Raw genomic sequence first — 15,514 nt, forward strand, 5'->3', positions numbered from 1 at the left:
CCACCACCCATGGAACACACCCGGCTCACCGTCACGCTCCGGCCCGGCCACGGAACGCTCGCACGCCTTGCCGCCACCCTCAACAACCACCACGTGCTCGACCTTGCATACACCACCTCATCACCGGACTCGGCCACGGCCGTCGTACGCGTGCCGCGGTCCGACGCGCCGCGCGCACAGCACAAGCTGCGCAGACTCGTCGATGTGATCGACGTGTCACTGGATCCCGCTTCGGCCCGCACTGCCGAAGTGCCAGACCTTCCCACCACCCGCCGTCCCGCCGCCGGTGCAGCCCACCCGTGAACGGTTCGGCCGATGCAGCCCTGAGCGACGTGGTCCACTCCCGCACTGAAGACGCCGCCCTGTCCCCTTGGGCCCTGAACCGAGCGCCGGCCGGGGAGTGTGGCGGCCCCCGCTCGGTGTTCGGCCTGCCACTCCTGCTCGCCGTCGCCGTCCTCATCGAGCTCCGGCGCGTCCGGGTCGCACAGCGGACGCAGACTCCCGCCGACGAGGACGGAGCCGGTGAAGTTGTAGCGGCCGAGTATCTCCTTGTCTGGACACCTTCCGGTGATGCCGGACCCGGCGCCGTGGCGGTGGAGGTCTCGTTGAGCCCTCCGAGTGCAGGCTCGGGGAGGCCGGTGTGCGGGTGGTCAAGGAACGCGATGGCGGTGTCGTACGGCGGGTGCGGCTGGTGGACGGTGACGGCCGTGGGATCGACGGGTCTTGTCGCGCAACAGGTCGTGGACCTGCTGGGTGGTGCCGTCGGCCCTCACTTCGCGTAGTAGTCGTAGACGGTCTTGTACGGCGGGAAGTCGTGCGGTACTCCCACGGGATGCCGGTGCGGTTGACGTACAGGATCGCGTTGACGATCTCCCGTAAGTCGTGCACCCGGGCCGCCGTGCCGGGACCCGTTCGCCCGGCTCGCCAAGCGGTGAAGACCGGTTCGATCAAGGCCCAGCGGGCGTGGGAGACATCACTGCGGTACGGACGACGAGCACTCATCCCTTGGAAGGTGGACGCCGATCAGGCGCGCATCGACGTCGAGGTCGAGGCGATGCCCCTCGCGCCGGTCCCGACCCGGAGGTCCTGTGGCGCAAGCCGCCCGTGCTCGCGACCGCCGCACTCCCGGGGACGACGCTTGGGCGCCTCGGCGGGCCGTCGACCGGGTCGCCGACGGCGTGGGCCGCGGCGGGCGCCGCCATCCGGAAGCTGCACGACGCGCCGCCGCTCAGGAAGCACCCGCCCAGCCGGTCGACTGGTCGACTGGCCGGCCGCGAGCTCTACCACGTTGCGAGGCGCCCGGATGTCAGCCTGCAGACACATACGTCGATCGCACTAACAACACAGTCGACGCGTTGACAACGTAAACAGATTGCATAATCCTCTTCAACCGGGACGGTATACGCTCCCTTGCGGGACGCATCCACCGCGTACAAAACGGGTGAATGGGGAGGGGTAAGTGGGGTTGGGGACAGTCGGCGGACGTTTCCGCATCACAGGCGTCGTCGGGCGCGGGAACATGGGCGAGGTGCACCGGGCCGAGGACCTGAAGGCCGCCCCGGACTCCCCGCACCGGCAGGTCGCCGTCAAGACCCTGCTGCGCAGCCGGACCGGGGGCGCGATCGACGCCTCGGGGTCCGGCAAGGAGACCGCGCGCTTCCGCCGCGAGGTGCGCATCATGCGCATGCTCTCGCAGGGGCACCCGAACCTCACGCTCCTGATCGACGGCGGCGTGGACGACACCGCGGACGGCGGCGGACTGCCGTACCTGGCGATGGAGCTGCTCGACGGCAGTCCGCTCGCCGACCTCATCGACGAGGAACCCCAGCTGCCGGTCTCCTGGGTCGCCGCCATCGGCGCGCAGATCGCGTCCGGGCTCACCGCCGCGCACACCGCCGGGGTCGTCCACCGCGACCTGAAGCCGGCCAACGTGATGCTGACCGGTGACGGCACCGTCAAGGTCCTCGACTTCGGGATGGGCTCGATCGTCGACGACCCCGACCAGACGCGCCTGACCAGCACGGGCGTCAGCCTCGGCACGGCCCGCTACATGGCGCCCGAGCAGTTCCGCGCCGAGCAGGTCTCCGCCTCCGCCGACCTCTACGCGCTCGGCTGCATCCTGTACGAACTGCTCATCGGCCGTCCGCCGTTCTCCGGCCGGACCCACTACGAGATCTCCGAGCAGCATCTGCGGGAGCTGCCGCCCCAGCTGACGCTGGTGCGTCCGGATCTGCCCGCCGGTCTGGTCCGGCTGGTGGAGCGTCTGCTGGAGAAGGACGCCGAACACCGGCCGGAGAACGGCGCGTCGGTCCGCGAGGTGCTGGTCCCGCTCGCGCTCTCCCAGGACCCGACGGCTGCCCTGCTCGCTCCGCACTGGCAGGAGTCCGACCCGGTGGCGCGGCTGCGCGCCCTGCTTCCCGAGCGGGTCCCCGCCGTACCCGCGCCCGCGCCGCGCAGGCAGCCGCGTCTGCCGGAGGCGATGGACGTCTTCGGCATCCACGCCGACCTGATCACCGAGTACGAGAGCTTCACCAAGAGCGGCACGGTGATCCGGGACGCGCGCATCGAGGGCTTCGTCGCCGACGATCTGCGGGCGAAGTCGCAGTGGCCCGACCCGTGGCTGTCGCTGAACCCGTTCTTCGCCGACGGCGGCCAGGTCACCGACCTGGTGCGGGACGGCGTCCTGCACCCGAGGTGCGCGGAGATCTTCCAGGCGGGCAAGAGGGAGACCTCGTCGCGTCCGGACGGACGGCCGCTGACCTTCCACCTCCACCAGCGCCAGGCGATCGAGGCCGCGCAGGCGGGCGACTCCTACGTGCTGACCACCGGCACCGGCTCCGGCAAGTCGCTGTCGTACATCGTGCCGATCGTCGACCGCGTCCTGAAGGAGCGTGAGGCTGCGGGACCCAGCGCCGAGCGCCGGGTGCGGGCGATCGTCGTCTATCCGATGAACGCGCTGGCCAACTCGCAGCTCGGGGAGCTGGAGAAGTACCTGCGCCACGGTTTCGGGAAGGGCCGCGAGCCGGTCACCTTCGCCCGTTACACCGGCCAGGAGTCCAGCGAGGAGCGCCGTGAGCTGCGCAAGAACCCGCCGGACATCCTGCTGACCAACTACGTGATGCTGGAGCTGATGCTGACCCGGCCGGACGACCGGGACAGCCTGATCCGCATGGCGGAGGGACTTCAGTTCCTCGTCTTCGACGAGCTGCACACCTACCGGGGCCGGCAGGGCGCCGACGTGGCGTTCCTGATCCGGCGGGTCCGTGAGGCCTGCCGGGCGTCGGAGTCCCTGCAGTGCATCGGCACCTCGGCGACCATGTCGACCGAGGGCACCTGGGACGACCAGCGGCGTGAGGTGGCCAAGGTCGCCAGGCGGCTGTTCGGCACGACGGTGCTGCCGGAGCGGGTCATCGGCGAGACCCTGATCCGGGCCACCGATGAGGCGCCAGAGTCCGTGCCCGCCGAGCGGCTGCGGGTGCCTTCGGCGCCCCGGTCGTACGAGGCGCTGACGAAGGACTCCCTGGCGCGCTGGGTGGAGTCGCGGTTCGGGCTGAAGCAGGAGGAGGGCACGGGCCGGCTGCGCCGCCGTGCCCCTGCCACCGTCGAGGAGGCGGCGGCGGAGCTGTCCGCCGTGTCCGGTGTCGCCGAGGAGACCGTGCGGGAGGCGATCCGCACCACGCTGGAGGCGGGCGCGCAGGCCAAGCACCCGGTGACGGAGCGGCCGCTGTTCGCGTTCCGGCTGCACCAGTTCCTGTCCAAGGGCGACACCGTCTACACGACGCTGGAAGATCCGCTCACCCGGCCGCTGACCCGCACCTATCAGCTGGAGCAGCCGGACAGCGGCGGCAAGCCGCTGTTCCCGCTGGCTTTCTGCCGTGAGTGCGGTCAGGAGTACCTGACGGTCTGGCGCAGCGAGGACGGCGGCGCCTTCCGGTACGAGCCGCGCCGGGACACCTCCGCCTCCGGGGGCCGCGAGGGCGAGGGCTACCTGTATCTGGGCATGCCGGGGCAGGACTACGAGTGGCCGGCCGATCCGCAGAAGGCCGTGGACGACCGCCGGCTGCCGGAGTCGTGGCTGGAGCCGGACGCGAACGGCGGGATGACCGTCAAGAAGTCCTACCGCCCCCGTCTGCCGAAGCGGGTTGTCGTGGACGCCCACGGCAACGAGTCCGGTGAGGGCCTGGTGGCGGCGTTCGTGCCGGCGCCGTTCCTCTTCTGCGTGCACTGCCAGGTCAGTTACGAGCAGACGCGCGGGCGGGACTTCGCCAAGCTGGCCACCCTGGACCAGGAGGGGCGTTCGTCGGCGACCTCGCTGATCTCCGCGTCGATCGTGAAGTCCTTGCGGGCGGTGCCCGAGGACAGTCTGGGCAAGGAGGCGCGCAAGCTTCTCACCTTCGTCGACAACCGGCAGGACGCGTCCCTGCAGGCAGGGCACTTCAACGACTTCGCCCAGGTGACGCAGTTGCGCGGCGCGCTGTACCAGGCGGCTGTGCGGGCGGGTGAGGACGGGCTGCGCCACGACGACCTCGCCGAGGCCGTCACCGAGGTGATGGGTCTGACGCCTCGCGACTACGCGTCGGGCACCAACCTGCCTCCGTCCATGGAGAAGCGGGCGGCGAAGGTGTTCCGGGACGTCGTCGGGTACCGCCTCTACCGCGACCTGGAGCGCGGCTGGCGCATCACGATGCCGAACCTGGAGCAGACGGGTCTGCTGCGGATCGGCTACGAGGACCTGGACTGGGTCGCCGCCCAGCCGGACCGCTGGCAGTCCGCGCACGCGGTGCTGCGCGACGCCGACCCGCATCTGCGCGAGGAGATCGGCCGCACGCTGCTCGACCACATGCGGCGTGAACTGGCCATCGACGTGCAGTACTTCCGCGACGACTTCGACACCTTGCAGCGGGCGAGCGAGGAGCGCCTGACCGGCCCGTGGGTGTTGAGCGACTCGGACCAGCCGACCGTCGGCACCGCCTACCCGTACGGTTCGCGGCCCGGCATGGAGCGGTCGGCGCTGTTCCTGTCGGCGCGCGGCAAGTTCGGCAAGTACCTGCGGCGGAACCTGCCCGCGTTGCGTGAGGCGTCGGCCTCGCTGGAGGACGTGCAGTGCGTCATCGAGGACCTGTTGAAGGTGCTGCGGGACGCCGAGCTCGTGCGTGAGGTGGAGGCGGTTCCCGAGCGTTCGGGGCCGGCCTTCCGCCGCCGTGCGTCGGAGAAGCGCCTCGGCTACCGGGTGGCGGCCGCCGCGCTGATCTGGCGGGCCGGTGACGGTGAGCGGGGCGCGGTCGACCCGCTGGCGCGCACCTACAGCAGCGGCGAGGGGCCGCGCGTCAATCCGTTCTTCCGCGACCTGTACCGTACGGCGGCGGCCGAGCTGGCCGGCCTGTTCGCGCGGGAGCACACCGCGCAGGTCACGCCGGAGGACCGGCTGGAGCGCGAGCGGCAGTTCCGTGACGCCGAACTGCCGTTGCTGTACTGCTCGCCGACGATGGAGCTGGGCGTGGACATCGCCTCGCTCAACGCGGTGATGATGCGCAACGTGCCGCCGACTCCGGCGAACTACGCGCAGCGCTCGGGACGCGCGGGCCGCTCCGGCCAGCCCGCGCTGGTGACCACGTACTGCGCGACGGGCAACAGCCACGACCAGTACTACTTCCGCTTTTCCCGGGACATGGTGTCGGGGCAGGTGGCCCCGCCGCGCCTGGATCTCGCCAACGAGGACCTGGTCCGCTCGCACCTCCAGGGCATCTGGCTGGCGGAGACCGGGATGGAGCTGGGCGCCGCGATCCCGCACGTCATCGACGTCGCCTACGACCCGGACGGCGACGACCGCCCCGACCCGCAGATGCCCCTGCCGCTGGTCGACGGGATCCGCGACCTGTCCCTGGACGAGGGCGCCCGCCGCCGTGCGGTCGTCGCGGCCCGTACGGTCCTCGCCCCGCTGATCGCCGACTTCGAGGCGACGACCTGGTGGTACGACGAGTGGATCGAGGACCGGATCGAGCGGGCCCCGGCGAAGTTCGACGCGGCGTTCGACCGGTGGCGGGACCTGTTCCGGGCGGCCGTCATCGACCAGTACGAGCAGAACAAGCGGGTCGTCGACCACACCCTCTCCCCCGGTGAGCAGAGCCGGGCGCGCACCCGCCGCCGGGAGGCGGAGACGCAGACGAACCTGCTGCTGAACCGCTCCACCGACAGCAAGTCGGTGATGAGCGACTTCAACCCGTACCGCTACCTGGCGTCCGAGGGGTTCCTGCCCGGCTACAGCTTCCCGAGGCTGCCGCTGGCCGCTTACATCCCGCGTTCCGGCAACCGCCGCAACGCCGACGGCGACTACCTGCAGCGGCCCCGGTTCCTCGCGATCCGCGAGTTCGGCCCCGGCGCGCTCATCTACCACGAGGGCGCCCGCTACCAGGTGACCCGGGTGCAGCTGCCGCCGGACGCCTCGGGCGACCTGGCGACGGCAGAAGCCCGCCGCTGTGACGGCTGCGGCTACCACCACGATGTCAGGGCCGGTTCCGACCTGTGCGCGATGTGCGGCGAGCCGCTGCGCGGCAAGCGCACCGGCCTCCTCCACCTGCACACCGTGTACACCACGCCGCGTGAGCGGATCTCCTCCGACGAGGAGGAGCGGCGCAGGGCAGGCTTCCGCCTGGAGACGTCGTACGCGTTCCAGGACCACGGCGCCCGCAAGGGCCGTCTCACCTCGCACGTCAGGGACGGGGAGGGGACGCCCGTCCTCGACCTGGACTACGGCGACTCGGCGACCGTCCGCATCACCAACCTGGGCCGGGTCCGCGACAAGGAGGGCGAGCCGGACGGCTACTGGCTGGACCTGGGCGACGGCCGCTGGCTGAACGACCGGGCCGCCGCGGACGCCATCGAGGGCACCGGCATGCCGGTGGTCGACGAGGACGGCAACGAGAAGCGCCGCAAGAAGCGAGTCCTGCCGTACGTGGAGGACCGCCGGAACATCCTGGTGGTCACGCTGGACGAGCCGCAGCCGGAGCCGGTGGCGCTGTCGTTCCTGTACGCCCTGGAGCGGGGCATCGAGGCGGCGTTCGAGCTGGAGGACTCCGAGCTGACGGCGGAGCTGCTGCCCCCGGACGACGGGCCGCGCCGCCGGATGCTGTTCACGGAGGCCGCGGAGGGCGGTGCGGGCGTGCTGCGCCGCATTCAGCACGAGAAGGACGCGCTCGCGCAGGCCGCCCGGACGGCACTGGAGATCTGCCACTTCGACCCGGACACGGGCGAGGACCTGGGCGGTCCTTCCGAGCAGGAGAAGTGCGCGCGCGGCTGCTACACCTGCCTGCTGACGTACGCCAACCAGGCCCACCACCGGCAGTTGAGCCGGCACACCGCCCGCCCGCTGCTGCTGCGGCTGGCCGGCGCCCGCACCGAGCGGGAGGACCGGGGCGAGTCGCGCAGCGAGGTGTTCCGCAGGCTCGTACCGGCGGCGGCTGCCGGCACGGGCGGCAGCACGGCGGCGGACGCGGACGCTCCCGCCGCTGCCGGGGACTCCCCCGTGTCCGTGCCGACGCCGCTGGAGACGGACCTGGCGGCGCTCGTCGCGCAGGGCGATCTGGTCGGCTGGCTGAAGGCGAAGGGCTACCGGCTGCCGGACGCGGCCGACGTGTTCGTCGACGCGGCGGCGGCCCGGCCCGACCTGGTGTTCCGCCTGGACGGCGTCCACCTCGCCGTGTTCGTCGACACCCCGGACCGGCCGGCCGACTCCTCCCGTGACGTGGAGGCCGGTTACCGCCTGGAGGAGGCGGGCTGGGACGTGTTGCGCTTCCCTGCGGACGCGGACTGGGACGCCGTCGTCGAGCACCATGCCGCCTACTTCCATCTGCGCTGACCGTCCCGCGCCCCTTTCGACCTCCCGACGTATCGACCCGAGGAACTGAGACATCCCATGAGCCTCACGTACACAGCCGGCTCGCTGGTCGCGGCCCGTGGCCGGGAATGGGTGGTGCTGCCCGAGAGCGCCCCCGACATGCTGGTGCTGCGCCCGCTGGGCGGGAGCGAGGACGACATCGCGGCCGTCTTCCCCTCGTTCGAGGAGGTGCGCCCCGCCGAGTTCGCCGCGCCGAGCCCGGACGACCTGGGCGACCAGCGCGCCGCCGGTCTGCTGCGCACGGCGCTGCGCATCGGGTTCCGGTCGGGCGCGGGCCCGTTCCGCTCGCTGGCGTCGATCGCCGTCGAGCCCCGCGCCTACCAGCTGGTGCCGCTGCTGATGGCGCTGCGGCAGCGCACGGTACGGCTGCTGATCTCGGACGACGTCGGTATCGGCAAGACCGTCGAGGCGGGGCTGATCGCCAAGGAGCTGCTGGCGCAGGGCGAGGCGACCCGGCTGGCGGTGCTGTGCTCCCCCGCGCTGGCCGAGCAGTGGCAGGGCGAGCTGCGGGAGAAGTTCGGCATCGACGCGGAGCTGGTGCTGGCGTCCACAGTGTCGCGTCTGGAGCGGAACCTGGAGCTGGGCCAGTCGCTGTTCGACCGGCATCCGTTCACGATCATCTCGACGGACTTCATCAAGTCGACCCGTCACCGTGAGGACTTCGTCAAGCACTGCCCCGACCTGGTGATCGTCGACGAGGCGCACACCTGCGTGGCTGCCGACGACCCCGCGCAGGGCGGCGCGTCCTCCGCGACGAACCAGCTCCGCTACGAGCTGCTGCGCAAGGTGTCCGCCGACGCCGACCGCCATCTGCTGCTGCTGACGGCGACCCCGCACTCCGGCAAGGAGTCCGCGTTCCGCAACCTGCTCGGCCTGGTGCGGCCCGAGCTGGCGACGCTGGACCTGGAGACGCCGGCGGGCCGGGCGAAGCTCGCCGAGCACTTCGTGGCCCGCAAGCGCGCCGACGTCCGCGACTACCTCACCAAGGAGGACGGCCTCGCCGACGACTCCCTGGCGGAGCGGACCGCGTTCCCGTCCGACCGCTGGACGAAGGACGAGCCGTACAAGCTGACGCCCGCCTACCGGGCGCTCCTCGACGACGCGATCGCCTACGCCGCGGACCGCGTCCACGCGGCCGGGGAGCAGGGCAAGCGGGAGGCCCGCATCGCCTGGTGGTCGGTGATCGCCCTGCTGCGCTCCATGGTGTCGTCCCCGGCCGCCGCCGCCCAGACCCTGAAGACCCGCTCCGAGTCCGCCACCGCCCGCACCGCGCACGAGGCGGACGTGCTGGGCGCCCCGGTGGCCGCCGACTCCGCCGAGAACGACCGGCACGAGGGCATGGACGTGGCGCCCGGCGCCGCCGAGTCGGAGGACGCGGGCGCCCGCCTGCTGGAACTCGCCGGGCGTGCGGAGGAGTTGATGGGCCCGGCGGGGGACGCGAAGCTGAAGGCGCTGACCAAGCACCTGAAGGACCTGATCGGCAAGGGCTACAACCCGATCGTGTTCTGCCGCTACATCCCCACGGCCGACTACCTCGCCCAGCAGTTGGACGGCAAGCTCGGCAAGAGGACCAGGATCGCGGCCGTGACCGGCACGCTCTCCCCGCAGCAGCGCCTGGAGCGGATCGAGCAGCTCGCCGCCGAGGAGGGCGGCGACCCGTCCGTGCGGCGCGTGCTGATCGCCACCGACTGCCTCTCCGAGGGCGTCAACCTCCAGCACCACTTCGACGCCGTCGTCCACTACGACCTGGCGTGGAACCCCACCCGCCACGACCAGCGTGAGGGCCGCGTCGACCGGTACGGGCAGAAGCGCGACCAGGTCCGCGTCATCACGATGTACGGCGAGGACAACGGCATCGACGGCAAGGTCCTGGAGGTGCTCTTCAAGAAGCACCGCCAGATCAAGAAGGACCTCGGCATCTCCGTCTCCGTCCCGGACGAGACCGCGAGCGGCGTCACGGACGCCGTGGTCGAGTGGCTGCTGCTGCACGGCCGGCAGGGCAGCCAGGAGAGCCTGTTCGAGATGGACGCCCACCAGGAGTCCTTCGACCGCATCGAGCGGGAGTGGACGTCGGCGGCCGACCGGGAGAAGACCTCCCGTTCCAAGTACGCGCAGCGGGCCATCCACCCGGAGGAGGTGGCCCGCGAGGTGGCCGCCGTACGGGCCGCGCTCGGCGGCGCGGAGGAGGTCCGCGAGTTCATGCTGGAGGCGCTGCGGGACCTGGACGCGCTCGTGCGCGATCCGCGGGACGGCAGCGGTGACTTCACCGCGCAGGTCGGCGGCACCCCGGCCGGGCTGCGGGACGCGCTCGCGGCCACGCTGGGCAACCGGCTGGTCGAGGAGGACCGCGAGATCCCGTTCCGCACCACGCCGGCGATCGGCCGCGGCGAGGCCGCCCTCGTCCGCACCGATCCGGCGATCGGGGCCGTCGCCTCGTACGTCCTGGACTCGGCGCTGGACGCGAAGGCGCTGGGTCCGCGCCCGGCCCGCCGCTGCGGTGTGGTGACGACGGACGCGGTGAGCGTCCGCACGACGCTGCTGCTGGTCCGCTACCGCTTCCACCTCACCCTGCCGTCCCGTTCGGGTGAGCGGCAGGTGGTCGCCGAGGACGCGCGGCTGCTGGCCTACGAGGGTCTGCCGCAGCGCGCCCGCTGGCTGGACGACGACGCGGCCGCCGCGCTGCTCGGCGCGCGCGCCACCGCCAACACCCACGAGTTGTCCGCCCGCAAGTTCATCACCCGCGCGCTGGAGGGCCTGCCCGGCCTCGCCGAGCACCTCACCGAGTACGGCACCCGCCTGGCCGCCGAACTGGACGCCTCGCACCGCCGGGTGCGCAAGGCCAACGAAGAGATCGTCCGCGGCCTGAAGGTCGTCCCGCAGGAGCCCGCCGACGTACTCGGGGTTTACGTCTACGTGCCGCCCGCCGCCCCCGCCGCCTCTACCGTGTCCGGAGCCGAAGCCTGATGTCCGCCGCCGCCACTCGTACCGCCCTGGCCTTCACCGCCGTCACCACGGTCGGCGGTCTGCTCCCCGCCGACATGCTGCTGCGCATCGCCGAGGCGCGGAACCTGCCGGGCACCAAGCCCGCCGACTACGGCCTGCCCGCCTCCGTCCCCGTGCGGGACGAGGCCGAGCGCGCCTGGGAATACCTCAAGCCGCTGTGGCGCGAGCTGCGCGCCGCGCTGCCCTCGGACCCGGTCACGGGTGCGCCGTCCGCTGACCCGACGGGCCGGGCGGGCTCCGACTGGCTCGCCCAGTTGTTCCGCAAGCTGGACTTCGGTGCGCTGACGGAGGTCGGGGCGGGGGGCATCCCGGCCGACTCGGATGCGGAGAAGCGGTTCCCGGTGTCGCACCGGCACGGTCCCGCGCTGGTGCATCTGGTGCCGTGGAACCAGGAGTTGGATAAGCGTCCGGCGGCCGGTCAGGTCCCGGCGCAGTCGATGCTCCAGGACTGCCTGAACCGCACCGAGGCCCACCTGTGGGCGGTGCTGACGAACGGGCGCCGGCTGCGGCTGCTGCGGGACTCGTCTTCGTTTGCTACGGCGGCGTACGTCGAGTTCGACCTTGAGGCGATCTTCGACGGGGAGCTGTTCAGCGAGTTCGTGCTGCTGTACTGCGTGCTGCATGCTTCGCGGTTCGCTGTGCCGGAGGGGGCGGCGCCGGCCGGGTGCTGGCTGGAGAAGTGGCGGACGGAGGCCGTCACTTCGGGCGCGCGGGCGCTGGACCAGCTGCGGCTGGGCGTGCAGAACGCGCTGACCGTGCTCGGGACCGGGTTCCTGCGGCATCCGGAGAACGTGCGGCTGCGGGAGGACGTGGACCCGAAGGCGCTGCGGGATGCGCTGCTGCGGCTGGTGTACCGGTTGTTGTTCGTGTTTGTGGCTGAGGACCGGGACGCCCTGCTCGACCCGAACGCCAGTGAGCGGCAACGGGAGGCGTACGAGCGGTACTTCTCGTCGGCGCGGCTGCGGGAACGGGCCCGGCGGCGGCAGGGGACGGCGCACGGTGACCAGTACGAGGCGCTGCGGATCGTCCTCGACGCGCTGGGGAAGGAAGAGGGCCGTCCTGAGCTGGGGCTGCCCGGCCTCGGTGGCCTGTTCACGCACACGGAGGCCGACGCCCCGCTGGACGGGCTGAAGCTGTCCAACGAGTCGCTGCTGGCCGCCGTGCGGCATCTGGCGCAGGTGCGGGACCCGGGTGCGCGGCGGTGGCGGTCCGTCGACTACCGGCACCTGGACGCGGAGGAGCTGGGCTCGGTCTACGAGTCGCTGCTGGAGCTGGAGCCGAAGCACTCGGCGACGGACCGGACCTTCGAGCTGATCGAGGTCGCGGGCAACAGTCGTAAGACGACCGGTAGTTACTACACCCCGTCGTCGCTGATCGAGTGCCTGCTGGACACGACGCTGGATCCGGTCATAGACGACGCGGTGAAGCGGGGCGAGCAGCGGGCCACGGAGGCCGGCCGTCCCGACCCGGCTGACGACATCGTCGACGAGCTGCTGTCACTGACGGTCTGCGACCCGGCTTGTGGGTCTGGGCACTTCCTCGTCGCTTCAGCTCGGCGTATCGCCAAGCGGGTTGCGTCGGTGCGGGAGCGCAACCCGGAGCCGACGGTCGACGCAGTGCGGCATGCGCTGCACGAGGTCGTCGCGCGTTGCATCTACGGCGTGGACCTCAACCCGATGGCTGTGGAGCTGGCGAAGGTCTCGCTGTGGCTGGAGGCGCTGGATCCGGGTAAGCCGCTTGGGTTCCTGGACGCCCACGTTAAGCACGGCAACGGCTTGATCGGCGCGACGCCCAAGTTGTTGGCGGAGGGCGTGCCGGACGACGCGTTCAAGCCGATCGAGGGGGACGACAAGAAATACGCGGCTGGGCTGGTCAAGCGGAACAAGGCCCAGCGTGGTGGCCAGGACGAGTTGCTGTTCGACACGGACGTCCTGCCTGGCAATGACCAGTACGCCGCCGAACTCGCCCGGATCACAGCTGCGCCAACCGACTCCCTGGAGCAGGTGCGGGCGCAGGAGTCCGCGTACCAGGCCTACGTGGAGTCCGCGACGTACGTGCAGGACCTGCACGCCGCCGACGCCTGGTGCGCCGCGTTCGTCTGGCCGAAGTGGGAGGGGGCGCCGGAGGCTCCGACCGACCAAGTGTTCCGCGCCTTGCGTGGGCGTGACCAGTCGGCGGTGCCGGACACCACGCACGCCGAGATCATGAGCCTGCGGGATCAGTACCGGTTTTTCCACTGGCACCTGGAGTTCCCGGAGGTGTTCGCGGTCCCGAAGTCGGGGGCGGGCGTCCAGCCGGGGACGGGGTGGGCCGGTGGGTTCGATGCGGTGGTGGGGAATCCGCCGTGGGAGCGTGTCAAGCTCCAGGAGCAGGAGTTCTTCGCGCAGCGGTCGCCGTTGATCGCCAAGGCAAAGAACGCAGCTTCCCGGAAGAAGCTTATCGCTGCTCTAAGTGGCGATCCAGACGGTAGGCGCCTTTTCACCGAGTTCGGCGCAGCTAAGCGTCGCGCGGAAGGCGAAAGCCACTTCCTGCGCATGAGCAATCGCTTCCCTCTGACAGCGCGCGGCGACATCAACACGTATGCGGTCTTCGCAGAGACGGATCGTATCCTCACCGGCCCGCACGGCCGGACTGGCATGATCGTTCCAACAGGGATTGCAACGGACGCAACAACGCAATTCTTCTTCAAAGATATTGTCCAACACGAGTCACTGGCCGCTCTTTTCGACTTCGAGAATGCAGCACCCATCTTTCCCGACGTGCATAGGTCATTTAAGTTCTGCGTATTCTCTCTGACCGGCCCTCACTGCACCGAGGGATCCGCGCGCTTCGGGTTCTTCCTCCACAACCCAGAAGAGCTCAAAAACCCGACTAAGACCTTCAGCCTCACACCCGAAGAAATCACCCTATTGAACCCAAACACGGGGACATGCCCGGTCTTTCGATCTCGCCGAGACGCAGAGATCACTCTCGGAATTTACCGCCGAATGCCAGTCCTCGTAGACAAGACCAAAGAGATCGATGGTAACGCCTGGGGCATCTCACTTATGACCATGTTTCACATGTCCAATGACGCCCATCTATTCCGTCCTGACGTTCAGAACGGTGAATCCTTCACTGACCTCCTTAGGGACGGTTGGCACCCGGCCGGTAACGCGCTGATTCGCGGCGATAACAGACTGCTCCCCCTGTATGAGGGGCGCATGGGTCATCAATTCACACACCGATTCGCGGACGCCGCAGGAGATAGACTCGTCTCGATCGAAAACCTCACCGATGCCGATTTTCGAGTGCAACCGCAATACTGGGTATCAGTCGAGGCCACCGAAGATCGACTGGCGCGTCGCGATTTCGGATGCCGCACTGCACTCCTTGGGCATCGTCGTGTGGCACGAAGCACTGATGACCGAACTGCAATCTCGGCTCTGATTCCATGGGGCGCGGCATCGTACGGCTGGATCATTTCCGCAGGACCGGAAGCGAAAGACCTCAACCTCCTCCTGGCTGTCTACAATTCCTTCCCGTACGATTACACTCTTCGCAATTCATTGAGCCAGCCCAGCATTCCTCAGGGGACATCTGAGCAGACTCCTGTACCAACACCGCACCAACTCGCACCCCATGAGAATTTCATTTCGCGGCGGACGCTTGAGCTCACATATACCTGCCGAGACTTGACTCCATTCGCCCGCGACCTCGGCGACACCGGCGCCCCGTTCCGCTGGGACGAGGACCGCCGCGCAGTGATCCGCGCCGAACTGGACGCCCTCTTCTTCCACCTCTACGGGATCAACCGCGACGACACCGCCTACATCCTCGACACCTTCAACGTCACCCGCGACAACGACATGAAGGCGCATGGCGAGTACCGCACCAAGAACTTGATCCTCGCCGAGTACGACCGCATGGCCGCCGCCGGCCTGACCCTGGAGAACCCGCTCATCGAGGGCGAGTCCGGTACCTACCGATCCACCCTCACCCCGCCTCCCGGTCAGGGTCCTCGCCACGACTGACCCGCCCCTGGGGTGGCCCCGCCTGGTGGCCACCCCAGGGCCTGCCCCACCGCTCAACCAAGGAACAACGCACGTGGTACGCGTAAACCAGAGCAGCAACCCTCGGTCAATCGTCGTCCTGAGCTCAGGTACGGATTGGCGTACCCGAGCCGCCGGGCAGAAGCGCAGCAGCGGAGCCGGGTCCGAGATACCTCGGAAGCAGCCCGCGAAGATCAGAGCCTTGCAGCACGCCATCAGCCTGGCGAATTCGGCCATGAGTAGAAAGAACTGGAGTGCAGCGCGCTACGCGCTCAGCCGGGCCCGCGTTCTCGCCGAGGCCCTCCCCACCAACGTAGCCATTGCAGAACGCGAAAGGCTCTCAGCGGCCCGCAAGAGGTTCGCTGCACGCAACACGCCGGCCGCGAAGAAGGCCAAGCAGGCGAAGGCGACAGCAACCAAGCATGCGGGCGGCAAGAAGCCAGCCCCGAAGAAGTCCACGGCGAAGAGCACTGCGAAGCAACCGAAGCCCGCGCCCGTGCGCGACCTCGGTGACCGTTTCATCAACCGCGCGGCCCTGGGATACGGCCCCACGAAAGAGACGCGGTGAGGGCGTGCCGCCCGCTGC

The 15,514-nt window shown here is 70.1% G+C and carries 4 protein-coding genes and 3 pseudogenes; 6 read left to right on the plus strand and 1 reads right to left on the minus strand.

Annotated elements, in window-relative coordinates:
- Nucleotides 1–9 precede the first annotated feature (9 nt).
- On the plus strand, nt 10–303 hold the full coding sequence (locus tag ACSU53_RS02455; RefSeq protein ID WP_164349034.1) for a hypothetical protein: 294 nt from the start codon (nt 10–12) through the stop codon (nt 301–303).
- Nucleotides 304–825: 522 nt separating this feature from the next.
- Here the strand turns inward: ACSU53_RS02455 and ACSU53_RS02460 are convergent.
- A pseudogene (locus ACSU53_RS02460) lies at nt 826–1,002 on the minus strand (transposase); the annotation flags it as partial.
- A 52-nt stretch (nt 1,003–1,054) separates the two neighbouring features.
- On the opposite strand from ACSU53_RS02460, the pseudogene ACSU53_RS02465 reads away from it, so the two are divergent.
- From ACSU53_RS02465 to ACSU53_RS02485, 5 genes and pseudogenes are all read left to right on the plus strand, one after another.
- Nucleotides 1,055–1,224, plus strand: a pseudogene (locus ACSU53_RS02465) (aminoglycoside phosphotransferase family protein); the annotation flags it as partial.
- A gap of 295 nt (nt 1,225–1,519) precedes the next feature.
- Nucleotides 1,520–7,855, plus strand: a complete 6,336-nt coding sequence (locus ACSU53_RS02470; RefSeq protein ID WP_437032988.1) for a protein kinase domain-containing protein — start codon at nt 1,520–1,522, stop codon at nt 7,853–7,855.
- Nucleotides 7,856–8,233: 378 nt separating this feature from the next.
- Nucleotides 8,234–9,637, plus strand: a pseudogene (locus ACSU53_RS02475) (helicase-related protein); the annotation flags it as partial.
- Nucleotides 9,638–10,857: 1,220 nt separating this feature from the next.
- Entirely contained in the window at nt 10,858–14,910 is a 4,053-nt protein-coding gene (locus ACSU53_RS02480; RefSeq protein ID WP_437024531.1) for an Eco57I restriction-modification methylase domain-containing protein, read from the plus strand.
- A 220-nt stretch (nt 14,911–15,130) separates the two neighbouring features.
- Entirely contained in the window at nt 15,131–15,496 is a 366-nt protein-coding gene (locus tag ACSU53_RS02485) for a hypothetical protein (protein ID WP_384667240.1), read from the plus strand.
- Nucleotides 15,497–15,514 lie beyond the last annotated feature (18 nt).

The organism is Streptomyces sp. enrichment culture, from assembly GCF_964273255.1.
GTDB lineage: Bacteria > Actinomycetota > Actinomycetes > Streptomycetales > Streptomycetaceae > Streptomyces.

Excerpts from the sequence above, each read along its gene's own strand:
- ACSU53_RS02480 (WP_437024531.1), top strand. The coding sequence starts at position 10,858 with ATGTCCGCCGCCGCCACTCGTACCGCCCTGGCCTTCACCGCCGTCACC.
- ACSU53_RS02455 (WP_164349034.1), top strand. The coding sequence starts at position 10 with ATGGAACACACCCGGCTCACCGTCACGCTCCGGCCCGGCCACGGAACG.
- ACSU53_RS02470 (WP_437032988.1), top strand. The coding sequence starts at position 1,520 with ATGGGCGAGGTGCACCGGGCCGAGGACCTGAAGGCCGCCCCGGACTCC.